This window comes from Dyadobacter sp. 22481, from assembly GCF_052044875.1.
GTDB lineage: Bacteria > Bacteroidota > Bacteroidia > Cytophagales > Spirosomataceae > Dyadobacter > Dyadobacter endophyticus.
Window position 1 is genome coordinate 42,163 of the sequence record NZ_JBQENV010000005.1, and the last position, 26,398, is coordinate 68,560.

The 26,398-nt window shown below is 48.5% G+C and carries 10 protein-coding genes; 4 read left to right on the top strand and 6 right to left on the bottom strand.

Annotated features, from left to right (window positions below):
- Nucleotides 1-65: 65 nt before the first annotated feature.
- From ACTJJJ_RS28405 to ACTJJJ_RS28430, 6 genes are all read right to left on the bottom strand, one after another.
- Nucleotides 66-3,206: a SusC/RagA family TonB-linked outer membrane protein gene (locus ACTJJJ_RS28405; protein WP_426293887.1), complete on the bottom strand. Its 3,141-nt coding sequence runs from the start codon at nt 3,204-3,206 to the stop codon at nt 66-68.
- Nucleotides 3,207-3,436: 230 nt separating this feature from the next.
- A complete protein-coding gene (locus ACTJJJ_RS28410) occupies nt 3,437-7,558 on the bottom strand; it encodes a two-component regulator propeller domain-containing protein (protein ID WP_440703715.1) in 4,122 nt (1,373 codons plus the stop codon).
- Between the two features lie 92 nt (nt 7,559-7,650).
- Nucleotides 7,651-11,658: a fibronectin type III domain-containing protein gene (locus tag ACTJJJ_RS28415; protein WP_426293885.1), complete on the bottom strand. Its 4,008-nt coding sequence runs from the start codon at nt 11,656-11,658 to the stop codon at nt 7,651-7,653.
- Between the two features lie 286 nt (nt 11,659-11,944).
- Entirely contained in the window at nt 11,945-12,214 is a 270-nt protein-coding gene (locus tag ACTJJJ_RS28420; RefSeq protein WP_426293884.1) for a hypothetical protein, read from the bottom strand.
- 75 nt (nt 12,215-12,289) lie between these two features.
- A complete protein-coding gene (locus tag ACTJJJ_RS28425) occupies nt 12,290-14,077 on the bottom strand; it encodes a RagB/SusD family nutrient uptake outer membrane protein (protein WP_426293883.1) in 1,788 nt (595 codons plus the stop codon).
- 10 nt (nt 14,078-14,087) lie between these two features.
- The gene (locus tag ACTJJJ_RS28430) at nt 14,088-17,243 is read right to left on the bottom strand and encodes a SusC/RagA family TonB-linked outer membrane protein (RefSeq protein ID WP_426293882.1); all 3,156 of its coding nucleotides are present in this window, start codon (nt 17,241-17,243) and stop codon (nt 14,088-14,090) included.
- Nucleotides 17,244-18,717: 1,474 nt separating this feature from the next.
- Between ACTJJJ_RS28430 and ACTJJJ_RS28435 the strand changes: the two genes are divergently transcribed.
- The 4 genes from ACTJJJ_RS28435 (at nt 18,718) to ACTJJJ_RS28450 (ending at nt 26,257) form a co-directional block, all read left to right on the top strand.
- Nucleotides 18,718-23,040 (top strand): T9SS type A sorting domain-containing protein, encoded by a 4,323-nt coding sequence (locus ACTJJJ_RS28435; RefSeq protein WP_440703716.1) that lies wholly within the window; start codon nt 18,718-18,720, stop codon nt 23,038-23,040.
- 149 nt (nt 23,041-23,189) lie between these two features.
- Nucleotides 23,190-24,692 (top strand): S41 family peptidase, encoded by a 1,503-nt coding sequence (locus ACTJJJ_RS28440; RefSeq protein ID WP_440703717.1) that lies wholly within the window; start codon nt 23,190-23,192, stop codon nt 24,690-24,692.
- Nucleotides 24,693-24,930: 238 nt separating this feature from the next.
- On the top strand, nt 24,931-25,299 hold the full coding sequence (locus ACTJJJ_RS28445) for a glyoxalase (RefSeq protein WP_188927991.1): 369 nt from the start codon (nt 24,931-24,933) through the stop codon (nt 25,297-25,299).
- 70 nt (nt 25,300-25,369) lie between these two features.
- On the top strand, nt 25,370-26,257 hold the full coding sequence (locus tag ACTJJJ_RS28450; protein WP_426293879.1) for a PhzF family phenazine biosynthesis protein: 888 nt from the start codon (nt 25,370-25,372) through the stop codon (nt 26,255-26,257).
- The last annotated feature ends 141 nt before the right edge of the window (nt 26,258-26,398 follow it).

A 26,398-nucleotide genomic window follows, 5' to 3' on the forward strand; every position in this document is an offset into this window, starting at 1 on the left:
CATCATTTAGAAGTAACAGCGCCAAGGAAATCATTTCAGGCGCTTCTGCACGCATTGATCAGGTGCTATTTGGTCAGCTGCAAACTTGCGCCTACGGTGAACACGCGCGGTTGCGGGTAAAAACCGCTGTCATACCCCGCATTCAATGGGTTCCAGGACCCAATCTCGGGGTCCATTCCCTTGTATTTGGTGATAAGAAACGCGTTGGAGACGTTCACATAAACCCGCAAGGCGTGAATGTGCGCTTTTTCCAGGAGCTTATCCGGTAGCGTGTAGCCAAGCGAAATGGTTTTGAATCTGATGAAAGACCCATCCTCGACATATTTGTCGGAAGCCCTGGTATTTCCGTTGGTATTGTCATTTCTGATGCCCGGAATATCCGTATCGGGATTCACTACATACACGTTATTGATATCGGTAGCAGGTTTTTCGGGGTCGATCAAAGCAGTCTTCGCGTAGTTGTTCAGCGCTTTAAGATACCCGAAGCTTGTTCCGGGATACTCGCCGTTCATACGCATTTGATTGAACACCTTGTTGCCGTAATTGCCGGTTAAGAATACGTTCAGGTCAAATTTCCTGTAGGATATCGAATTGTTAAGCCCAAATTGAAACTTGGGGATCGGCGATCCGAGGTAGGTCTGGTCGCGCTCATCGATCACCCCGTCGCCATTGATGTCTTTGAACTTAAGATCGCCATACCAGATACTGCCTCCGGCCGCACCGACAGGCAAAGGCACACCGTTCTTTGTGGGCAATGCGTGGGTTTCAAAATCCTCTTTCTTTGCAAAAACGCCGTCTGCCTTGTACCCGTAGAATTGGCCGATCGAGTTCCCAACGATAGTCTGGCTGTACGGCCATCCAACAAGTGAGGCGCCGTCGGTATTCAGTTTCAATACCTTGTTGACATTGCGTGATACCGTCAGATCGGTTTTCCAGGTAAGCTCTTTTCCTTGAATGTTGGTCGAGCTGATTTTAAAATCAAATCCCTTGTTGCTGATCGTTCCTACATTGACATAAGGAGCATCCAGCGCGCCCGGAGACCAGCCAACGGCGGTTCCCGAGTAGAAAGGCAACGGAATCTGCATTAAAAGGCCATCCGTTTTCCGGTCATAAAAATCGACAGAGAAGTTGAGTCGCCAGGATAGCAATGCGGCGTCGAGACCGATATTGGTATACTTTGTTTTTTCCCACTCCACGTAAGGGTTTCCGATGTTCTCGGTGAGCTGGGATATACCCGATAAACCGGTGGCCACAGTGGCTAACGTGGATGTATATGCAAAGTCCCTGACGTTCTGATTATTGGTCAAACCATAGCCCACGCGAAGCTTCAACTCGTTGATATCTTTGAAGTTTTTAAAGAAATCCTCATTGTGTAACTTCCAGGCCACCGCGCCCGAATAGGTGGTTACCCACCGGTTTCCAGCGGCAAATCTGGAAGAGCCGTCGGCGCGGACATTGCCTGTTATCAGGTATTTGTCAAACAATCCCAGGTTCAACCGGCCAAAGTATGATTCCTGGGCATTCTGGCTTTTCGAACCGGAGTTGGTCGCCGAGGTCGGATCGCCGCTGTTGATAACCTGCACATTATTGGAGGGAAAATTATTGCGGCTTGCGCCTACATTTTCGCCCTTGCTTAACTGCGCTTCGTGTCCCACCATCACATTAGCATTATACCGGTCGTTGAACGTATGCGAATAAGTGAGGTAATTTCTGACGGTTGTATAAATGCTTTGATTGTAATTGTATGAGGCGCTGTTACTGTTGTTCTTTACAAGCCCCATCGTGTAGCTTGGATTAAATCTATCCTCTGTGCCCATCGAAAAGCTTCCTGTTACCTCGTTTCTCAATGTGAGCGATTTGCTGAAAGCGATCTCGGCATAGGCGTTTCCAAATAGCTGATTCCTGTTTGCCTGATCCTTGTTGATAGTCGCCACAGCGAGCGGATTGATCGTGCTGTTCACCCAACCGTTAGGGTTATACGCGCCCCCCCAGCTACCGTCCGAATTTTTTACTGCGATGTCGGGCGTTTGACTGAGCGCGGAGTTGATGACATTTGAACTGGTCGCGTTTACATTCTCGCGGATATTGGCAAGTTGGAGGCTGGTGCCAATCTTCAACCAATTGGTCGTCTTGTTATCCAGGTTTAGTCTGACGGATATTCTTCTGAAATCAGAGCCCGTAGCAATTCCTTCCTGCTTAAAATACGAACCTGAAAGCAGGTATTGCGTTTTGACATCCCCACCGTTGATCGTGATGGTATGGTTAGTCATGGGTGCATTCTTAAATAACACTTTTTGCCAATTAGTACCTTCCCCCAGGTATTGAGGATTCGCAAATTCGGGCCGCGTGTCAAAGCCCCAGCCCAAACCGGCGTTCCGCTCGTTGATGAAGGTAGCATATTCCCGTAAATTCATGGTAGGAATTCTCTTTGGCAGCTGCTGAAAACCCGTGTAGAAATCATAAGAGATCCGCGGAGGTGTTACCGCGCCTCGCTTTGTTGTAATGATCACTACGCCGTTCGTAGCCTGCGAACCATAAATAGCGGTAGCAGACGCATCTTTCAGTACGTCCACAGACTCGATTTCTGATGGGTTAATGGCAGCCAACGGGTTAGTACCAGCGCCCATCGAGGAGGCTCCGCCCAGGATCACGCCGTCGATAACATACAATGGCCCGCCCGATCCGAAGGAAGAAATCCCTCTGATCTGTACTGAAACGCCTCCGCCAGGTTGGCCCGATACCTGCTGTACCACCATACCCGCCACTTTTCCCTGTAATGCCTGATCGAAGGTGACCGGATTTGTCTTACGGATTTCAGCGCCGCTAACCGAGGATATGGACCCTGTAACATCTTTCCTTTTGGATTCTCCATACCCGATCACTACGACTTCGGAAAGCGTAGCAATATCGGGCTGAATGGTAATATCGAAACGGGTCTTATTGCCCACCGGAATTTGCTCTGACAGATAGCCGATAAAAGATATTTTGAGGACATCCTCAGGTGCAGCCTGGATAACAAAGTTTCCCTCCGGGTCGGTTGAGACTCCCATTGTGGTTCCTTTTAGCAGGATGGTCACACCGGGCATCGGACTTCCCGTTTCGCTTTTCACCGTTCCTGACACAGGCTGTCGCTGCGCGTGGGCCATGATACACGAGAACAAAATAAGTGCAGTAATACAGAAGCATCTGTAAATTTTCTTCATCATTGATTTGCCTTAAGTACGTTACACAATGTGATTTAAAACGGATTCCCTCAATCATAATAGTCCTGGGGTAGGCGCGCCACGTACCTTATCGGACTAGCATAATAACAGGGATTGTTTGCATCAAAGGTAGAGCACCAACGGGCTTCGGAGGGGTATGAATTAGTCCGAATGAGGGGGATAAAAAGTCCAGAATGGTATTAAAAAGCCAAAAAACTGAAAAAAATTGATTTTTAACCGACACCGGTTTTGCCTCCGTTTTTACCAGCTGCCCTTTTACCGGATGAGTATGCGGACGGCAGCACTTCATAAAACTCCTTGAAGTAGCGCGCGAAATATTTGGGGTTGTTAAAACCGACTTGGTAGGCAATTTCAGCAACCGAAAGCTGGCTTTTCTCCAATAGCTGCGCAGCATGCTGCAACCTGATATCGCGGATCACTTCAAGTGGAGATTTCCCGGTGAGGGTCTGGACCCTCTTGAAAAATTGTGAGCGGCTCACGCCCATTTCGCGCGCAAGATCGATAACCGTAAATTCAGCATTGGAAATATGTTTCTCTATCACCTGAACCATATCCCGGAGAAATTGCTGGTCCAATGGCGTGATTGGAATTTCACTAGCCTTAACTCCATTTTTGGGCGCGAACAGGGCCCGCAGATTTTGGCGTGAGGAGATCAGGTTCTCTATCCGCGATTCGAGTACCTGAAAGTTGAATGGCTTGGGAATGTAATCATCGGCTCCCGCTTTAAATCCTTCGAGGAATTGTTCGTCCTCCGATCGTGCGGTAAGTAAAATGACCGGCGTATGGGAAATCCGCTGATCCGACTTTACCATTCTGCACAAGTCGAGCCCATTCAGACCGGGCATCATAATATCTGTCACGATCAGGAGCGGACGTTGAGCCAGAGCCTTGTCCCACCCCTGCTCACCGGTTGCAGCCTCAATGACCGAATAGGATTGCTTCAAGTTGTCTTTGAGGTAGAACCTAAAATCTTCATTGTCCTCTACCAGTAAAATGAGCGGTTTCCCTACCGGCTCCTGTTCCGTTTGAAGCTGATCGGTCGGCGCAGTGGTTCGGGCGTTCTCGGTAATGACTTCATGCACTGACTGGTTGAGTTTCTTCAAAGAAAGCTCCACCACAAAACAGCTTCCTTTCCCCACTTCGCTCTCCACCCGGACAGAACCGCCGTGAATACGCACGAATTCGCTGGTAATAGCCAGTCCGATACCACTGCCCTGGTTGATGATTGAATTCGGCAGATCACTTTGAAAATACCGCTCGAAGATCAGCTCTTGTTTTTCGGCAGGTATCCCAATGCCCGTGTCTTCTACTCTGATCTCCACTGTGTGACTCTCGCCGGCATCCTGAACGTTGACCCTTACTGATACGTCGCCCGGACCGAGCGTAAACTTTATGGCGTTAGAGAGCAGGTTAAATAGGATCTTTTCGAGTTTGTCATGGTCAAACATCGTTTCCAGTACCAGGATGTTTGAATGAAAGGTGAGCCGGATATCCTTTTTCTCAGACAGATCAGAGAATGAATAGACCGTATTTCTAATGAACCGGACGATTTCGCCTTCTGAGGGATGAAACCTGATTTCGTTCACTTCCAGTTTTCGGAAGTCGAGCAGTTGGTTGACAAGATTCAGCAATCGCTTCGCGTTTCTTTGGATCAGATCAAAATGCTTTTGATCCTGACTGTCCATGGCCTTCTCACTAAGCTTTTCGATCGGGGAAAGGATAAGGGAAAGTGGCGTGCGAAGTTCGTGGCTTACATTGGTAAAAAACTTTGTCTTTAACAGGTCCAGCTCCTGGGAACGCCTCGCCTCTTCACGTGTCTGCATGATCGCAAACTTCATCCTTTCCCTCTCCTGGATGAGCCTGCGTGTTGCCAGCAGAAGCAAAACCATACCCAGCACATAAAGGGCATAGGCGATTGGCGATTTCCAGAAAGGCGGAAGCACCTTGATGGGAAGTGCTATGCCTTCTTTATTCCAAAGCCCATCGTTGTTGGATGCAACCACACGAAAAACGTAATCGCCGGCGTCCAGATTGGTAAAGGTAACTTTCCGGTTGCCTGCGTCGGTGATCAGCCAATCGTCATTGAAGCCTTCCAACTTGTACTTGTACTGATTTTGGGCGGCCTGGATAAAACCCAGGGCAGCAAACTCGATAGAAAAGACATTATCGCTCGCCGGCAGCACAATGGAAGGCTTCGTTGTGATGGAGGTGGGAAGGACCGACTTCCCATGAATTGTGGGACGGATACTTCGGTTAAACAGCTGAAAATCGGTAAATACCAATCGGGGCACAACCTTATTTTCACCCAAATCCCGCGGCTTGAATATATTGAAACCGTTGGCGCCGCCAAAAATCAATTCTCCATTGCGTGTTCTGAGAGCGGCATCCTCGGTGAATTGCCTCCCCTGCAACCCATCCATCTCCGAATAATTGCGGAAGCTGACCTGCAAGCCTGCCTTTCCCGAAGCAATGGTTGCGCGTGAAAGTCCGTTTGGGGTACCCAGCCACAGCCGCCCCTGGTCGTCTTCCAGCATCGACAAAATGGCGTTGTGCGGGAGTCCGTGCTTTTCGTTGTAATTGGCGAAGGTGTTGGTTGCTGGCTGCCACAAGCTAAGTCCTCCTCTCGTTCCTATCCATATCTGCCCGTTCGAATCTTCCAGTATGCCAAAGACGTCGTTGCTGGCAATGGAGTTGGTTTTATTCTTCTCCGTTTCAAAATGGATCATCGCGCCCGACGACCTGATCAACATGTCTATCCCGGTGGAGGTCCCAAACCACATATTACCTTTCGAATCTTCAAAAATGGTAGGAACATAGGTGGAGTAAAGTGCCCGCTGTTTGGGATGATGATACCTGGTGAAGCTTTCTGTATTTGGATTAAACAGACACAGGCCTCCGTCGAGGGTGCCGATCCAGAGTTGTTTCTGCGAGTCCTCAAATAGCTCCCAGACGCTCCTGCCCGAAAGGCTTTTCGCCTGGGCAGGGTTATGCTGGTACCGTTTGAATTTCTGTCCGTCAAAACAGTTCAGTCCGCCAAGAAACGTCCCTATCCACAGTCGATTTTTATGATCGAGGCACAAACTGACGATGACATCGTTGCTCAGGCTTCGCGGGTCGTTCGGATTATGCCGATAAGTCGTAAATTTTCCCGTTTGCCGGTCAAAATAGGTCAGTCCTCCCCCATTGGTTCCAAGCCACAGATTACCTTTGGCATCCTCGACAAATGCGTTGATGTCCTCGAAAGGCAGGCCGGCAGGCTTGGTGTACCGGTTGATGAGCGGAAAGCGCTTGATGTTTCTATGAAAATAATCCAGGCCGCTCTTGAAGGTTCCAACCCAGATTATGCCCTCCTGGTCTTTAAGCAATCTGGTCACCGAATTATGGCTCAGCGTGTGGTCATTTTCCACCGCATGCTTGATATTGGTCACAGATAGGTTCCCCTTGTTCAACACGTCGATACCGCTTTGGCCATTGGAGATCCAGATATCACCATTTTGATCCTCTACCACATCGGTTACCATATCTGAGCTTAGGCGCGGGCTTCCAAAGGTCTTCCCAAAATAATGGATTTTGCCCTGCCGCCTGTTCCAATAGGCGGCACCCATGTCATAATTGGTCGGATGCACCCAAATGTCCCCATCCCTGTCCACCATCAGCAGGCAATGTAGCAGATCCTGCTTCCGGACCCTTCTGTCGCGAAAGAAATTGAGCCTTTTAACCACCCTCACACCCTGCCTTTCAAGAATTATATTTTCGACCAGCCCACTGGAATGTACCAGCCAATAAGTACCATCCGGGTGCGGTGCAATGTTCGTGACGTCGTTGCTGGAAATAGAAGAAGTATCCCGGTCAAGATGCTTAACAGAAAAAGCCTTTCTGCTCTTCTCATTGTAGCAGACCAGTCCCTGGTTCTGGATGATAAACCAATAGTTACCCTTGTTGTCTGGAATAACAGTTTGCAGGTTCTCCGGCTTATGAATGGAATACGCCTGAAAACCCTTCAAAGGCCGCGAGAAGGTTTCTGTTGCCGGGTCATAAACGCACGGGCCAATGGTGGTAAGAACGCCCATTTTCCCGCCAGGCACTTTGAATAGCTCGGCAACATCGTCGTGAAAAAGGGAAGTAGAATCAGACGGGTCGTTACGAAATACTTTGATCGTGTAGCCGTCAAAGCGGTTGAGCCCCGATTCGGTACCAATCCAGACAAAACCCGTTTCGTCGCGATAAATGGCTCTTACATGGGCATGGGAAAGCCCCTGGCGGGCGTCGATGTGAACAAACCGACGCTCCTGCCCGGACGATCTAAATGCGGTGTGAATCAGTAAAAACATCATCAGCAACCGGACACCCTTCAATAAATTTGATCGCTTTACCACTAAATTTCGAGATCAGAAACCGACTTTTAATTTGCAGCCACCCGCTGCAACTAGTTAACTTTCATAATCTTACCTACCGCAGATTCGCCATTTTTCAGCCTAAACTGCAACAGATATTGCCCCACAGGATAGGCTTTCATATCAAACTTGTTTGTTTTTAAAACATGGGTAGATATCACCTTCCCTGCCCGATCAACAACCCGCATATCCACTACCTGGCTCCAATCAGGAAACGAAAAATTCACCTCACTGACAACCGGGTTCGGATAAGCAATAAGCAATTTTTTGGTTGAAAAATGAACATTTTCAATGCGGCTGTAATCGGTTTCTCCGTTCAGGTCGATTTGTTTTAACCGGTAGTAATTGACACCAGCGACCGGGTTCGAATCCCTGAATTTGTAATGTAAAACATCGGAGCTATTGCCCTCACTGCCCGCAGAAGCAATAAATCCAATGCGCTTCCAATGCAACGCATCCGATGAGGCCTGCACTTCAAAACCCGCCGAACCGCTTTCACTTGCCGTGGTCCACGATAAGTTTATAGCGTCCCTGTCCTGCTCTGCCTTAAACCCGACCAGCCGGACAGGGAGCGGGTTGGGAATTTCTCCGGATAATTGCAGCTGATCGATATAAAATACCTGACCTAATGCACTACTGCCATTCTGAATGGTGACCCTTTGGACCATATCCGCCATCACCCGGGCATTTTCCGATCCAAGGCGGGCTGTGGTATTCAGGGTAAGTTCAGACCACGGGATGATCACTTTTGTCCACACATTCAAAGGCACTTCGATCTGCTTGATGCTGCTGGCCGGTACGCCACCGCCTGTACTTTCTGTATAAACGCGTAATTTGACCGTAGTCCCTTCCGAGGCTGTTTCTGCGAATATCCAAAACGAAATCCCGCCTTTGTAACTGCTGATATCCAGTGCCGAACTGTTGTAAAAACTGAGCGCTCCCCAGGTTTCGGTGGGAGTTACCTTCAACGATTTGGTCCCCACTTTCACCTGGGCAGTACTGCCTGCGTCCTGTGTTACCGCGTAAGACCAGTTTGACCATCCTGTTTGAAGCGCATCTCCATAAATCACCTTATCGGGATTTACGGCAACAGGTGGAAGCTCGGCCAGTAATTTGATAGCATCAAAGTTGACAACAACCCCGCCTGTCCCCCCCGTTTCCTGAAACAACACCGACTTAACCTGACCGGGGTTACCCAGATCCGCCCACGAGATTTTAAAGTAGGTCCACGCTCCTGCCGGTACCGAGATGGATTTGGAAGTACTGGCCACATCGGAGGCATTGGTGGTCAGCACATTCAGTTCTACCGCGGCGCTGCCCTCCGCATAGGCCCAAAAGCCGATACCTTCCGGATAGGTTACCGTCGAAAGTGCATTGGCCACATCCGTTACAGATAATCTGAAACCCTGCCAAGCACCTGTGTAGCTCACCTTATAGGCTTTGCTACCCACTTTGACAGGTGAAGTACTTGCCACATCTTTCACGCCCGCCCAGGAATTCCAGTCGTTCCATCCAGCCAGGATCTCTTCATCGTATAACACCAGGTCCGGCGTTGGCGCATTGCTGGTGGTAACGGCCAATAATACGCTAAAATCGGAGGTGTTGCCGGCAGCATCCTTCGCTTTCACGGCCATATTGTAAATGGTATTGCCCGAAAGTCCGGATACGGCAAAATTAGTAGCGGCCGTTTCGCCAATTTTCACACCGTTTCGGTAAATATTATACCCGGTGACCCCTACATTGTCCGTTGAACCGGTCCAGGATAGCACAAAACTTGTCTGCGTAATGCTGGCTGGCGAGAGATTGAGGGGCGTTGAAGGCGCCTGGCTATCGCCGCCGGTTTGCGCTACGGTCGTGGTCGCATACACCACCCCCCTGCTATTGGTTGCCAAATACACCCTGCCGTACATATTAGGGTCACCGGTGATATCATTGATATTCCCATACTGATGCTGGGAATCGTTGATACGCACCCAGGATGAACCCACGTCATTGGAACGATAAAAACCGTAAACACCTTCCGCGAAACCCACCATGTAGACCGCGGGATGATTGCTACCGTTGGCCGCTTTGCCAAAACCAACCTTCGAAGCGCTGTTTATGCCTGCTACCTGGGTATAATTAGCACCGCCGTCAGTGGAATAATAAAGTCCGGCCGTATTGCAAATCCACAGCTCCCCCTCGATTCCCGGCACCGCTTTGATGCCTGTTTTCCATAACTCCCAGCTGAATGCCGTAGGAAGCCCGGAGGAGGCAAGTGAAAAAGTCACGCCACCGTCTGTACTGCGGTAAATTTTCCCTGCTTCGGCATCATAACCGTAAAACTTAACGGGATTCACCCGGTCGGCTACTGGTTTGATGCCAGCTGGAAGGCCCGACGCTGCCGTCCAGGAAGTTCCGTTATTGGTTGAATAAAACGCAGCAGCGTTAGCTGGCTGCCATACCAAGGTATTGCCATCAGAAGAGATCGCTATGTTTCCAGCACCCGTTGTACCCGCCGGGAAGCTACCAAATGCGGTCCAGTTCACTCCCCCATCGGTTGAATAGGCGCCATAATTTCCTGAAACATTGTTATGAACCCTTACAAGTTTACCGCCAACCTGCTCGGCGTAGGCAATGGAGCTGTTGGTGCCATAATGTGGTGATAGTCTTCCCGAAGGCGGAGATTGATCCAGATTTGTTTCGTGTCGGAAACCGTCAATATCGCCCATCGCGCTCACCAGCAACGGGCCGGCAGCCGGACTTGCCAGTTCGAGCACAACGGTTTCTTCGATGCCCTTCACCTTGAAGTTCCATGTGGGGACCGAGGCCGTGATATTCTCAGAATTGAAAACGCCATACCCTGTAATAAACCATGCATTGTTCTCATCGAAAGGATCTATGTCCACATCACCAATCCAGTGAGGTGTGGAAGCTGCACCGTAAGGCGCATCCGTGTAGGTGTATCCGGCGCCGTTGAGACGCGTCTGCCAGCTCACGCCGCCGTCGGTACTTCTGTAAATTTCATCTCTGGGAGACCATCTGTCAAGTGTGCTCACTATTACCACGTCAGGGTTACTGGCCGAAACGCTTATTCCGGCATACCCTCCCTGGTCGGTGTGCGGACTTGGCGTAATTTCCGTCCAGCTACCCGAACCTGTGGCGTATTTGAAAACGGCGCCCGCCGTGGCTCCATTGGGGCCAGCTCCGTTGGCATAAGCAATGTACAAGGTGCCGTTGGATGCCAACGTGGCATGATGCGGCATATAGTCGGTGGTGGCGCCAGCGACGGGCGACCAGCTTTGGCCACCATCGGTAGAGCGGTAAAGATTCGAAGTTCCGGTAACGGCCACCCCGACATATATGGTCTGACTGGCAAGGCCAGCACTACCACTGGTTTTATCAAAAAGTACAAATGAGATCCCTCCGGATGAAATAGCTGAGGAGCTCACCGGGAAGCTATTGACTTTGGCCCAGCTTGAACCAGAATTTACACTTTTCCATAGCCCGTCTGTGCTAGATCCCAGAAACAACGTGCTGCCCAGGTTTGGGTCCACCTGCAACCGTTCCCCCATGGTGCGCCCGTCTTCGTTACCTCCAATTTTAATGCTCAACGGACTTCGCGTCCAAGTATTTCCCTTATCAGAAGATGCATAAACAGCGCCCGTCCCGGCCCAGGACTGTGTATATAAACCAGTTAAAATGTATACTTTATTGGCATCACCCGGATCAGGCGCGATGCTTAGCACCCCCATATCGTCGGCCGTATTGTTTCCCGCAAACTCGGTGATGGGTATCCATTCCTGAGAAGCCTGGTCCCAGCGGTAGGCGCCGCCCACGTCGGTCCTGGCATAAACCAGGTTTTGCTCGGCGAGGCTGTATTCGACCCCCGATACCAATCCCCCACCACCCATGCGCACATTTTTGAAAGTGTGTACTTCGGAAATCTGCGCAAAAGCCGGAACAAAAGTCCAGAAAAGCAGCATCGAGCTAAGGACAAAAAAATGGCGGCTTTGTCCGGCTATCGATAGGAACATCTGTCTGGTAATTGTTTTTTTCATAAAAGTTAATTTTCATTTTACACAGATAAACAATTGCAGAAATTCCAGGGATAATCATAGATGGGGGGCAGACACCTTCTTTTTATCCAAAAATTTCTTGGACAAATTTAGAAATGGTCAACTTGGCGGAGGGGTATGTTTTGTTTCCAATTAGGGGTGCAAATGTTGCCTGCTAGCGTTATTTTGTCGGCTTCTACGGAGTTTCTGGCGCGGCCTATCGCTGCAACCGGTCAGATCTTCCGTTCACAGCTGCCAAATTTCGAAGCTGATTCAGCGGCGGTACGGATCAGCTGTGAGGCTTTTTGATACACCCGCCCGGACTTTTCAACCCCTTTATTGGGACTAATCCATACCCTCCGCAGCCAGCCGGCAGCCTACCTTGAATGTAGTTGGTCCGTTGCAATGAGAAGTGTTCCGTATTGACCTGACTAAAATCGACGCGGTGGGTAATGTAGGTTGTCGGATCGATCACCATGGTGGGCAATGTCGCCCTTGGTAATATATCGCTGCATAGCGATGGGTAGCTAGCATCCTTAGGCAAGGCAGAATTGATCATTACGGCAATAAGTTGCCAGCCGGGAGAGAAAATAAATGCCGGTCTGTGACCGGCATTTATTTTTATGTACTTTCATTAATACCCCGGATTCTGAATAAGCTTGCTGTTCTTATTCATCTCATCCAGTTTAATAGGGAGGAAATAATTCCTATCCACCCATTTACGTTCCTGAACTTCTATGATCTTATAAGTCGCTTTTGCGGCGGTTGTCTTATCGGGATTTAACTTGTAAGTCGGTTCAACGCCGCGTGCGTTGGAATAAATCTGGGGAGCGATCATCCAGCGGCGAACGTCGAAAAAGCGCTGCTCTTCGTAAGCCATTTCAATGCGGCGCTCATTTTGATAACGTTTCATCAGCGCTGCGCCGGTTTCAGTAATTTCAGGCATTGCAGCTCGTTTACGAATCATGTTCAGATACTTTTTAGCTTCGGCTTCTTCACCCAGATTGATACATGCTTCTGCATAGTTGAGCAAAATCTCTGTATACCTGATAAATCTCCATGGCACCTCAGATCTGAAAAACTGGGCGTCCACCGCAGGATCCATAAACTTTTTCAGATAATACCCTGAATAGGTCCCGTTCCAGTCTTCGATAGGCCCTTTTCTGGTGTCAAGCCCCGCCACAACTTCCACTTTTGAAGTAGTGGCGTTCCATTTTTCCCAATAACCTGTTTGAATGATACCTTTGGGATCTTTGTCAATCACATCAGCCGGACGTTGTCTCCATGGTGCGCCTTCGAATAAAATGTCCGAATAGAAACGTGAATCGCGCCCAACATACGGATCTGCGGCATGCGCCGGGTTCGACCACGAAAATTTAGTACCGTCCTTCATTTCATAATCATCGGCCAGCTGGCCAAGTGGTGTATTTCCACCCCAGTTATGATAGCCATTAGGGCCGTTGGAACGTCCCGGCCAGGCGCCGTCGTTGTCCAGTTTTGCCAGGAAGAAACGTACATGTATGTCCTCAGGCGATTGTTTGGAAACGAACATGTCAGCTCTGTTTTTTGAAGCTTCTGCCAGTGTCGCCGGATTGGGTGCGTTCAGACTGTAAATGTTCAGGTCCATAACGGCCTTGGCAGCATCTTTGGCTGCTTTCCATCTTGCAGCACGGTCACCACCCTTATAACCGATCAACTCCGGATTGGCATAACCGGCCGACCAGGTTGGATTGGCATACAAATCACTGGCCGCATACAACAGCGTACGTGCTTTCAGTGCCAGGGCAGCCCCCTTGGTGGCGCGGCCCGCATTAGCAGCAGACTGTGTTAGAGGAAGCAAAGCAGCAGCTTTATCACATTCATCAGCGATAAACTTGATACACTCTTCATAGGTGTTACGGGGCATTGAATATTCTTCGCCGAGGCCATACGCCTGCGTAACCAGCGGTACGCCACCATAAACCGATACCAGATTGTGATACAGATAGGCCCGGACAAAATGCTCTTCGCCCATGTACATGTTTTTCGTAGCAGCATCCAGCGTTGTTGCACCGTCAATCTTGCTGAAAAACAGGTTTGTTGCGCGGATATTTTTGTAAACATTGTCCCAGACAAAATATCCGGCCCGGTCATAAGCCCAGTCATTGATATCACTGGCATTGATAAGGCCTTTGGTCACGTTTACAACAGGTCCCCAAACAGCCATGGATTCATCGCTGTAAGTAGAGAACATCACGTTGTTGAAACCATGGCCCAGTCCCCGGTAGGTATTATTGATAAACGTTTGGATCAGTGCGGGATCACTCCATACTGCGGTTTCTGAAAACTGGTCCTGTGGCTGCTTGTCAAGAAAATCTTGATTACAGGAAGTCAGATTGCCAATGCTCAGCGCAACTGTTAAAAAAGCTACAATCTTTTTCATATATAATTCATTAAAAAGTCAACGATAAACCGCCATTTACGACTCTGGAAAGTGGGTAATTGATGCCACCAGTGTTATTATCCTCAGGATCGAATCCTTTCAGGCCAGGGCAATAGGTAGCCAGATTATTTCCATTCACATAAAAACGAACGTTCTGCAAGCCAAGACGGCTGGCAAGTCCCATTGGTAGGGTGTAACCAAATTCCAGGTTTTTCAGCCTTACGTAGTTGGTGTTGAAAAGCAGGTGCGTATTTCTCTGTGATCTCCAATACTCATCACTTCTGTTGCTCGCACGCGGTTTGGAAGCATTGATGTTTTCAGCAGTCCAGCGACCGTCAAAATCTTCTTTCCAGTAGTTTCCGAAATCACCACTTTCCAAAGACAGATAACGAAGCGCGCCCGTAGCCGCCTGGAACAGGATAGAAAGGTCAAAGCCTTTGTAGCTCAGGTTAGCACCAATACCGCCCTGGAAGCGGGGCACATCTGTTTTGTAATTGCGAACCCGGTCACTCGCATCGATTTTGCCATCATTGTTCACATCCTGGAAAATTACATCACCCGGACGAGCACCTCCCCAGTGCGGATACGCATCAACAGCAGCCTGGTCTTTGAAGATGCCGATCGCCTGATAGTACAGATCACGATCAGGATCGAAAGGCGTATTGGGATCGCTGGGTTTAGTGGGGAGCGGGTGCCCGGTAACCTGTTGGTAGTCGGGACGCCCCGGTGTTTCATCAATGAAATTCACCTTATTGATCGCATAACCTCCATTCACAAAGAACGTGTATTTCAGGTCCTTCACACTGCCGCGGTAGGACACATTGAAATCAAATCCTTTGTTTGACGTCTTGCCAATATTTTCGCTGGGAAGGGTTAAACCAGTTGAAGTAGGAACTGACGCGTTTCTTTTCCAAAGCAATCCCGAGCGACGATAATCGAATACGTCGAAAGTAATATTGATGCGATCATTCAATAAGCTTGCATCAAAACCGATATCTGCCTGGCTGGCTACTTCCCATGTCACGTTGGGATTGGGGATGCGGGTTTCTCCCAGGGTTTTACTTTCAATATTGGTACCAAATACCATGTTTTGGTTCTGGAAGCCGTAGGTTCCAAGATATTGCCACTCTTCGATACGGTCGTTACCGGTTTGTCCCCACGAAGCGCGAAGTTTGAACTGATTAATAAAGCTTATGTTGTCTTTCCAGAAGCCCTCTTCCGAAATGCGCCAGCCCGCAGACACACCCGGGAAAAACCCGAAACGTTTTGCTTTGGGAAAAATGTAGGATCCATCCACCCTCCACACAAACTCCATCAGGTATTTTTCCTTGAAGCTGTAATTGACACGTCCGAAATAGTTCAGTCTTGCGCTTTGGTTTGCTGTCCCGGCATTGTCCTTCTCGGCATCCCCACCTGCATTTAGCTGATCAAGGGAAGTAGATACGAAATAGCGGCGGAACGCATTGAATCTGTCGCCATTACCAGTTCTCCTTTCGCTACCCACCAAGAACTTCACCATATGGTTAGCGCCTATGGTTTTCTCGTAATTAAGATAACCATTCAGCAAAATATCCTGCTTGTCTTCTGTGTATTGCGTCAGGTTGGGATCTCCCACGCCTTTCTTTCCACGCACCAGTATAGGCTCTCCATTCGCGTCACGGCTGGTCCCGTCCCAGGAATTGAGATACCACGGAGTCTGGAAACGCTTTCTGAAATTGAATCCCTTATCAATCCCGGCATTACCCGTGAATGAAAGTCCTTCTATCCAGGGAATTTTGACATTCAATTGTAGCGTACTGTTCAAAACATACCACTTATCACGGTCGTACCCAGTTTGGTTGGTGCTCACCACAACAGGGTTATTTCCATACTCGATATCCGGCCCGGTAGCGCCGTTTGGCCAGTAAGCGGGCATATTCGGCTTGCCCCTCATCACCATCCATAATATATCTCCCGCTGAGCGCGTGGGGTAATTTTTATCTTCCATGCGGCCAGATACGTCAAAGCGCAGGCTTATATTCTTGGTGATAGTAGCATCCAGGTTTGTTCTGAAATCATGTTGGGTGTACTTGGTCGCACTATTCTTGTAATACCCATCCTGGGTTTTTGTACCCAGGGAAACAAAATAGCGCACAGCCTCGCTGCCACCTGATACGGTAGCGTTATAAAAGTGCTGACCTGACCAGTTTTTGTAAATTTCATCGAACCAGTCTGTATCGGGATATTTCCATGGGTCCGAGCCATCGGCAAACTTGGCAATGTCCTCAGAGGTATACCGGGGCGGACGATTTCTGTATAGATCCACCTCATTCAATGCCTGGGCATACTCCGACGAGTTGGTCATTTTAGGCAGAATGGTAGGCTGACTGAAACCCTGATTGGCATTAAAGGTAATAGTAGGTTTTCCTGTTTTACCGCGTTTGGTGGTAATCAGAATAACCCCGTTTGCGGCCTGAGCTCCATAAATCGCAGCGGAAGCATCTTTCAAAACTGAAATCGTTTCGATACTGTTGGGGTCAATACGATCAAGTGATCGTCCCGGAATACCATCTACTACCACAAGGGCGTCGTTGTTACCTAATGTATTCATCCCGCGGATCCGGATTGTCGACCCATCTTGTCCCGGCTCACCGCTGCGTGAAACCAGCGTTACCCCCGGTAAACGTCCGGCAAGACTGTTACTTACGTTGACAGCCGGAGATTTAACAACGTCAGATCCTTTCACTGTTGTTACAGCTCCGGTTAATGTCTCTTTCTTCTGTTCTCCATAGCCTACGACAATCACTTCACTAAGGGCTTGTGAATCACCCAGCAGCGTTACATTGATCGAATTCCTTGTGCCTACTGCGACTTCCTGCTTAACGAAACCAACGTAACTATATACGAGGATAGCTTCTGCATTAGGAACTGCGATCGTATATTCTCCGGAGGCATCCGTGGTAGTACCTGTGTTTGTCCCTTTTACAAGGATACTTACACCGGGTAACGGGGTCCCATTCTCCTCAGCCACTTTTCCCTTCACGATGATTTCCGCCTGGAAAACAGTGGTTTTAACGCCCGGCAGACCAGCCGCCAGAAGCGGCAAAGGTTGGTTTACAGCAACTGCCATCATAGCCAGGCACACAGCAGGTGGGCATAGCCGTTTTAAGTAAATGATTTTGCTCATAAATCTCAGTTAATAAATGATTAGGTAGCGTCATTTTAATTGTTGGGCACAACAAATCCTCCCTACCGAAAACCGGTTGTTGCCTTACAAATGGAAATAAGTGTAGTCTGGTTTTTTATTTAGTCATAGGCACAGGTTTATAATACAGAAATAGACCAACAAATTGGAATAAAATACAGCGGGGCCGGCGATGTTCTGATAAAAAAGAAATGTGATAGAGGGGCGCTTAATGCTCAAAAGATGATAACTAAAAGTGGGCTCTTAGTTAGGTTTTATCATAGAATGCACTGGTTCAGAGGACCGATTCCATGATAATTAAACGCAAGTGAAGATAATGACTAAGAAAAATTTGACGTAGTTGAACAACATCGTTAACAGCAAAAGTTGTTTTCATAATTGTTAGGTGTAAATTGGAAACAGAGTATGATTGCAGCTATTCTAGTGCAGAGTTAATAATAAATTATAAATTTTGGTCAAAAATGAATACAAATTTTTATTGAAATTTAACAAAAGTGTCACTTGGACATAATTAGGCACTTTGCAGCCAAATATGAGTCCGATGGTTACATAATAAAATGCCACATTTCAACGTCAACATCGGTGGAATGGCCATATCGGCACATACATAGATTCCGGTCGAGCGGGCCAGAAATCCGCTTCGTCCATTATCCGGAAGGCAAACCCGGCTACACAATCCCGTATTGGGCTGAACAAGAACCCTACTAATGAAGCCATGAGCAGTCACGCTCGAAGGCATTAAAGTATTTTGAACACAGCTGCCTCGATCGGTATTTTTAGCCGGTTAGTTCCGGTACATCCATATTCCGTATGGCCTCATACGGCCAGTATTGAAACAAGTTTACGAATTACATATCAAGGCATGCGATCTGCTCTTTTATCAAATTGTACAGTGATTTGACAACAACAACCCACAACTTAATCTCACTTTTTATTGAGAATTCCAGCAGTTTTCATCCCATTCTCTCCGTTTATCAAGCTTGCGAAATCAGTAAGGCTTTTTATACCAGTTTTAATTTAGAAACCACACAACATCAATGGATAAGAAATACTCCTCAAATTGAGGCCATCGATTAAGTTTAGTGACTTGACATTAAACCAATCAATAAAATAAAACAAAAGAGGAGGAAATTATCGTAGTGTTTAGTGCGATCCTTGCAAGAGGATAAGCTTATTTATATGAGCTGGATATTTAGTTTGCAAGAAACAGTTGTTGCAACTTGGGCACTGATCGTTGCCAGTCTGGCTTCCTTTGTCCTATGGCTGTAAAGATAATGAAGGCGGTTGCGTTTCGAAGATTTCCAACTCACCGCTTAGTATGGACAAAAGCGAATCTTGCATCGAATTTTACTGGTACAGGGAATCTTCATCAAGACTCGACTGGAAGAATGGTTCCATTGTGTACATTTGTGTGCCTGACAGATACAACCAACTTCCCCGTTCCCCTCAATCAGTTATGATCAGACATTTTACTTGCTTTTTCATTATTCTGCTGTCCGTTTCCAGGGTTTTTGCTCAAAATACCGCCATTACTATTTCCGAATTAAGGTCCGCATGTCTGCGAACAGCCCACAGCATCCCCGTAAAACTCACAGGGTCCTTTCAGGCCGGCAATCAATTCTGGGTACAGATCAAAACAAGTGCTGAATCCGGGAGCTTTACGCAATATGCGGCTACGCTCAAAAACGGGGCTATTGAAGTATCGTTTTCTGATTCTGCACTCACCTCGCACCCTCAGCTCTGGTTACGGATTGCTGCCACCGCCCCGGCTGTAACCAGCAATTGGCAGGAGAATTTCCATGTGCATGGCAAGGGGTTGGTCATGATTTCCTCGCTTGCCTCCGATACACTGAACAAATATGAAGACCACCGCTTCCAGATACAGACGATTAGTTCGTCGGATGGATTTGGGCTGTTAAGCGATAGTAGCCGTATTAGTGTTTACGCCAGTTATGGCCCTGGAATGCCTGAGCAAAAGGATTCGAGAATGGTAGAGCGGACTACCAACTTTACGGTTGCCCGCGCAGAAAATTACTGCGGGGCGATGCAAACCAGCGGTGTGGCGCGGGCGGTAGTGAACGCGGTTTCTTTGATTACCGCATCTGTTTCACCATCCACTGTCTGCCCTGGAAACAATGTATCTGTCCATTTTTCATCTGACGGTCCGTTGCCAGCAGGCGCCGCCGGCTGGAAGGTACGGTTGAAAGAAGCGATTTATACAGGAGAAGACAAGCCCGGTGGCCGTACGATGGAATTGCCGGCAAAGCGAACTTCCGAAAACACGCTTGAAGTTGCGGTACCCGCAGGCTTTGTGCCAGAATACAACATGCCGCTGAATATCCGGGTAATCGCACCTGATGCTAAAATCGTCGGCGGACGTGGAAAAGTGTTTTTACAAGTGCAGCTGCCGCCGCAAATTTCATTTGCAAAAGCGGCCTACACGGTTGCATTTGGAGAAGCTACCTTGCTGGAATTGCAAAATGGTGGCGCCGGGAATTATCGGGTGAAACTGAGCGACGGCCGGGATTACTTCAATGGAGCCAGTACCGAGTTTGATGAAAGCAACCCGCTTTATAAGAAGCCTGCCCAAACCACCACCTATTCGATCAGCTCGATAAGCTCCGCTTGCGGAGTGAGCACGCCCTCACCGGCACCGTCGGCCACAGTTACCGTGCTTCCTGGCATCTTACTCGACGATCTGGACCCGGCCAAACCCTTTTGCGAACAACAAACTGCCCGCTTGCATTTCGTTTCCAACGTGCCCATACCGGCATCCAGCACACTTTCAATGGAGATTAGTCATGAGAATGGCGAAGTAAAAACGGTCTCTGTCATCAGGGAGGGAGATTATGTTTCCTTCAAAATCCCCGTTTTTGTCAATTATACCACTCAATATCCCCGCGTGCGCGCCAGGTTCAAGTTCCGGCTTGTGAGCAGTGCGCCAGCGGTGCGCTCGCTGGCAGTAGGTGACATTTCCATTCAATCCAAACCGCAACTTATTTATCCCACCGATGTAAACGATTTCGTATTCGATACGCCCACTAATACCCGGATTTACATGGAGATCTCCGGTGGAGGACCCTATGACGTGGTTACCAGTTCGGGCATCCAGTTACCGCCGCGACCGGCAGAATCCCTCTTTTATGAAGCACTGTTCGTTAAGCAAAGCATGGATTTTGGTATAAAATCCGTCCGAAATGCCTGTTTTACCACTACTGACCTTCCCAAAGCCAAACTCACTGTTAAAAACCCAACGAGCCCCAAGCCATTTATTTCCGTGTTGCCTGTTGCATTCAGCGGGTGCCACCGCGACAGCCTTGAACTGGACATTCAAACCGCGGGAACCTTCGGAGAGGGAAATGTTTTCAGGGTCCAGATCGTGAAGGGTGACAACTGCTGTAACTACGAGACGATCGCTACGGTAACGCGCGGCGGCAGGGTCAAATTGAAAATCCCAGGAGACGATACACGAGGAACCTCCGGGGACGGAACTGAAAATTTCGGCCTCCGGGTTGCCTCCACACAACCGGAGGTGATCGGCTCGGAGTTCTTTCCATACCTCCGCTATCCGCTTTTCGATATGTCTATCGACTTCGTGAACCGGGCAACTAATCAGCCGGATTTTACCTCTAACGGGGATTTTTATATCCATTTCAATTCCAAAGGCGGATCGATTGATACGCTGGTGTATTCCAACGGGCAGCAGGATTACACACTCACCGGTTTAAACGGGGGGATGTCGCCATTCAAAATCAGGCCGAAAGTGGGTGAGAACACTTTCACCATCAAGTCGGTTAGTACGGCTTGTGGCCGGCAGCAAGTAAATGTCAGCAAAACGATGACAGTTATCCCTTACCGGATCGTTATGACCGAAACATTTACGGATGTGACGCTTTGCCCGGGAGCAAACGTGAGTGTGCCATTCGTAATTCAGGATGGCGATGCCAGCGGCGCGGTTTATTCCTGGCAGGTAAGGAAAGAAAATGATTCCGCCTTTCAAACGATATTTACCGGCAGCGACAACAACCGGCTAAGCGGAGTTATCCCTTCAACCCTGGGGCCTGGGAAATACATTTCACGCATCAGCTCGCAACAGGGTCCGCTATCCAACGAGGTGGCTGTAACAATCGGGCAGCTACCGGCAGCCTCACTGACCTTCCCTAATCATCCTAATGAAAATCCGATCATACTTGACGGCAGTAAGCAGCTACTGTTCCGCATCGATTACACTGGTTCGTTCCCGATCACAACCGTGAATCAATACAACGAAAAGCAAAGCAAATATCAGACACCCGAAGAGTTTTCCCATTCGCCTTCCGGCAGAACAACCTTTCAAATCAAATCGGTAAGCAATGCCTGCGGTTTCGGGCCTCCCTCACAAGCCGTCGTGGTTAGCCCCAAGCCAGCACTGGCTATGTCCATGGTGGTTGTGGGCACCGTCTGTGCCGGGGGGAAATCTCTGGACATTATCTACAATCTGACCGGTGACTACGACCTGTCGGATTCCTTTATCCGTTTCGAACTGGAAAATCAATTGACGAAACAAAAATATCTGCTCGATTCAACCAAATTGGCATCGGGGCAGCGCGCTTTCGATATTCCCAAAGGTATTGCGGCCGGAGAATACAATATGATTGTCAATGTGCCCAAATACGGCCTTAAACAGCAGCTGTCGATGTATGTTCACACGGTCGTCGATGCTACGCTATTCGGGGATATGACCGTAGTCGCAGGCGACACTGCTGGCCTGGGCATTCGCATCAATAATATGGATTTTTACGAGCGTATCGAATATGTATTGTCTGATGGTAGCAAAGGTTCCTTCATCGCTCCGGATGGCTATATCCTGGTAAATCCATCGAAAACTACGACTTATAAGATTACCTCCATTACAAACCAATGCGGGGCCGGGACATTCTCGGGCTCGTCGGTGGTGAGCGTCCAGCCCCGTTCGGAGCGCAACATAAGCGTCGCAAACTGGTGGTCGCCTGCTTCGACTGCGTTTTGCAGCATGGATACCATCCACGTCGCGTATCGCACCAGCGGCAGTTTTTCGGCTACCAACCGCTTCACGGTGCAAGTTTCCGATGTAAACGGGCAGAATTTCCGCAATATCACTACCATTGGTAACACAACGCCGCTCGCCGCAGTGATACCCGGCGATCTGCCACGCGGGCGCGGTTACCGGCTCAGGGTAACCGCATCCGACCCGGGCACCTCAGTTAGCACCTATGCTGAGCCGCTTTTCCTGCGTCAACGCGCCAAAGCCCGGTTCGGAGCGAGCTCCATTCCATTCCACAACAATTTGTTGGTGCGACTGCCTTTGGAATTCGAGGGTGATTCGCCTTGGCGCTATTCGGTAGGGACAACCGCTGCGTTCCCAACAAGGGAAACCGGCAATTCCCCGGATACGATGATCGTTCAGCGTACGGGCGCGACAGTTTACAGGCTGCTGGGTGTTTGGAATGTGTGTGGCGCCGGGACCGTGGAGGAGCCGTCCACACTGCGATTTGAAGAAATCCTTGCATCCGAAAATCCTTCGCCGAATTTCGAGGTTAGGCTCTCGCCAAACCCGTTCGGTGATGTCATCAAACTGGATTTTCAACATGCGGCAAAAAGGACTATCCGCGTCTACACAAGCTCCGGGGCGCTGATGCAGAAGAAAAGCATTACGGCAAAAGCACACGAAGTCCAGGCCAGTCAGTGGCCGTCGGGAATTTATATCCTGACAGTCGAAGAGCAAAAGCGGGAGCGATCGTTCAGGGTTTTCAAGCCTTGAACCCCGGCTTAACTCATACCCTCAACACGTGTTTAACCTTGCTGAAATAAGACAACAGGTTGATAGAAATCTAACTGGAAAATTAGTGACTAGCTCATTTTCCCCAAGCTCATAATAGCGCTTACCTTTGTTGCCTGATGATCCGACAAATGAAAGTTACAGTTAAACTAGGTTGCGCTCTGCTGGTGCTTGCAATGCTGATCGGTTGCAATACCAATCCGCAAAAAGGCAAAGTACCTTCTGAGTCGTCCGTTGATACTGGTTCGATCAAATCGGTAGAAAGCATGCGGGATGATCTTGCCATTCTCTGGTCGGCGATACAGGAAATGCATCCGGGTTATGGTATTTACACCACCACAGATGACATGCGAGACTTGTATAGTAAAACATATGCGGCCATTCAAACCCCGTTAACAGAAAGCCAGTTCATCACAGCTATTTACCCTTTTTTGTGTGGTTTGCGATGCGGTCACACACAAATTAGACATTCAGAAGGCTACAAGCGATCCATCCCCTCTCAAACAGCTCCACTCCCGTTCAAAGTGCTGGTTCGAAATCACAGGGCATGGATCACAACCCATCAGACCAATCAGCTTCACACCGGTGATGAAATAGTAAGTGTGAATAATGTACCAGCCAAAACAATCATTAACCGTGGCTATGATTTTTACGGCGATGATGGTTACAATGAAACATTCAAAGAGCTGTTTCTAAGCCAATACGACGGCTTTGAAGATGTATGCAATAAGTATTATCATTGGCATGCACCTTATCAGCTAATACTCCGCACCATCTCCGGGGCGGTCAGGACAGTGCAGATTCAGGAAATAGGGCGTGGTATCCCTGTTACCCCTGCGGCGAAGGAAGTTGACAATTATGCTGGCTGGATAACTGAAAAGAGCATACCCGATTCACGTTTGCGATTTCTGGGTAATGCACCGGTGGCATTACTTCAATCTCCCCCGTTTGCCTATGCGGATACCGTCGTCTTTAAGAACGCTTTTAAGCTGATCCATCAAAAAAGGATAAAAACACTGATCCTGGACATCAGGCAGAATACAGGCGGTGATATCAGAGTGGCCACACAATTACTTTCTTACCTTGCCGATACCCCTTTCCAAATTGTGAAAGATGTAAAATCAAGGCTTCCCAACCCCACACTTAATAGTTTTGCCGAATACTTTGACAGATCGATAACTCAGGGTTTTTTGTTAGGTTTTAGGCCAGATTACAAAGAAGGAGACTGGTATCATATTGAACCCAAACCCGCTTTCGGCAATCTGTATGGCCCGTTTGCACTAGATAAGGCTGACCACTTCAAGGGAAAACTTTTGGTTTTGATTAGCGGCGCCACGTTTTCATCGGGTGCCCTTTTCGCAGCGGCACTTAAAGTGCAGCGCAAAGGCGTAATCTTCATCGCCATGGAAACGGCCGGGAGCGAAGAGGGTTGTAATGGCGTAACCCTGCAAAAGTTAACTTTACCCGCTACAAAGATCGTCGTAGATTTTCCATTAATGCGGGTTGTATCAATGGCCCAAAAACCTGTCCCCGGCCGTGGCATAATGCCCAACTATCCGGTTAATTATAGCCCAAACGATATAGTCACGCAAATCGACCTTGATTTGAAGAAGGCTGTGAGCATAATTAATTGAATACATTCAAGTCCCGAAGAAGTCATATTTTCGCGTATGGTCAGCAAACTCCCGCCGGTATACCCTGCCATTTTAAGAGCGACAGGCAATTATACTGATGAAGAGACCCTGCTTTTTGAAAAAGAGGCCCGCGTTTGCCAATTCGAAAAAAACAGCATAGCGAATGGCACCATTTCTTGATTTGGATCAATATGAGTGATACTTGCAATGCGCTACTTTTGGCAAAATCATATGTCCAATGAAACACAGAGCATTATCTATCCGCCCATTCATCGGGGCTGCCGACTTCGAATTATCACGGGCATTTTACCATGACCTGGGTTTCCAGGAGGTAAAATTGACACCGGCGCTATCCTTGTTCAAAACCGAAAATTATGGTTTCTATCTGCAAAATGCGTTTAACCGCGATTGGATTGACAACACAATGGTGTTTGTCGAAGTGGAAGATGTCCAGTATTTTTGGAATGAGCTCATTAAGCTGGATCTTTCAAGCAAGTACAGAAATGTTCGTCTGACACCGATCCGTGTCGAGCATTGGGGACGGGAGTGTTTTGTTCATGATCCTTCCGGAATATTATGGCATTTCGGAGAATTTCAAAAAAGCTAACCAAAGATATCAACAACATCCAAAAATACCCGACTGGTTTGCCGGGAAGATAAAGGATTACCTTGCCTATATGAAAACCTATTCTTACTACGTACTAGACGTATTTTCCAATGTAAGGTACAAAGGAAACCCATTGGCCGTCGTGCTAACTGATTCAGATCTGGATACTGCAAGCTACGCAGACATCGCCCGTGAATTTGGCTATTCGGAAACCTCTTTCATTTACTATTCTAAGAGGGAAAAAGCCTTAAAGGTGCGTTCGTTTACACCTACCGGATTTGAGGTCGGTGGTGCGGGCCATAACCTGCTGGGTGCGGTGGCCGCTGCGATTCTGATCGAGCTCGACATTTTCTCCGGGCAGGAGCAAACGCAGTTTGTGGTAATGAAGGATGATGTTATCGATTTATCGATTGACCTATCAGTACGAAAGGCGCCGATAATCGGTATGCGCCAGGGTCCGGCCAGCATCTTGGCAACAGTGCCCAGGGAAGACGTTGCAAGGGCGCTTTCTTTGGACGCCGGCCAGGTATTGTCAGAAGACTTGTATCCCGCCGTGGTCTCAACAGAAGCTACGCATTTGATGGTGCCACTGAAAGATACCGCCGCACTCAGGGCTGCAACTGTCGAAAAAAAGCTGCTGATCAAGATCGCCGAGCATTACGGTTTTGAAGGATTTTATTGCTTTACCATACTAGAAAATGACCCCAATTATTTGGCACAGGCGCGCTTCTTCAATCCAGGTATCGGAATCGATGAGGATCCCGCGACCGGCAGCGCCGCAGGCCCTCTGGCAGGCTATTTACAACAAAAGGGGTATGTAAAACCTGCAACAGATTATCAAATATTGCAAGGGGTGGAAATCGGACGCCCGTCGGTCATCCACTTTAACGCCGGGCCGGATGGCATATGGGTAAGCGGCTCAGCCGTCATCGTAATGGAAGGCAAAATTCACATTTGACATCCACCTCATGGCTTATCTTAGGATTCTCGTCTTCATTGTAGGGTGTTCATTGCAAGCTCCTACTCCCCTATTTGCGCAAAGTGCGAACTGGTATAGTTTCAAAGGAACCGCCAATCTTATAATCAACTACGAGAATAG

Bases quoted from the DNA above. Each gene is read 5' to 3' on its own strand.
- ACTJJJ_RS28405 (WP_426293887.1), bottom strand. From the start codon at position 3,206: ATGATGAAGAAAATTTACAGATGCTTCTGTATTACTGCACTTATTTTG.
- ACTJJJ_RS28410 (WP_440703715.1), bottom strand. From the start codon at position 7,558: ATGATGTTTTTACTGATTCACACCGCATTTAGATCGTCCGGGCAGGAG.
- ACTJJJ_RS28415 (WP_426293885.1), bottom strand. From the start codon at position 11,658: ATGAAAAAAACAATTACCAGACAGATGTTCCTATCGATAGCCGGACAA.
- ACTJJJ_RS28420 (WP_426293884.1), bottom strand. From the start codon at position 12,214: ATGATCAATTCTGCCTTGCCTAAGGATGCTAGCTACCCATCGCTATGC.
- ACTJJJ_RS28425 (WP_426293883.1), bottom strand. From the start codon at position 14,077: ATGAAAAAGATTGTAGCTTTTTTAACAGTTGCGCTGAGCATTGGCAAT.
- ACTJJJ_RS28430 (WP_426293882.1), bottom strand. From the start codon at position 17,243: ATGAGCAAAATCATTTACTTAAAACGGCTATGCCCACCTGCTGTGTGC.
- ACTJJJ_RS28435 (WP_440703716.1), top strand. From the start codon at position 18,718: ATGATCAGACATTTTACTTGCTTTTTCATTATTCTGCTGTCCGTTTCC.
- ACTJJJ_RS28440 (WP_440703717.1), top strand. From the start codon at position 23,190: ATGAAAGTTACAGTTAAACTAGGTTGCGCTCTGCTGGTGCTTGCAATG.
- ACTJJJ_RS28445 (WP_188927991.1), top strand. From the start codon at position 24,931: ATGAAACACAGAGCATTATCTATCCGCCCATTCATCGGGGCTGCCGAC.
- ACTJJJ_RS28450 (WP_426293879.1), top strand. From the start codon at position 25,370: ATGAAAACCTATTCTTACTACGTACTAGACGTATTTTCCAATGTAAGG.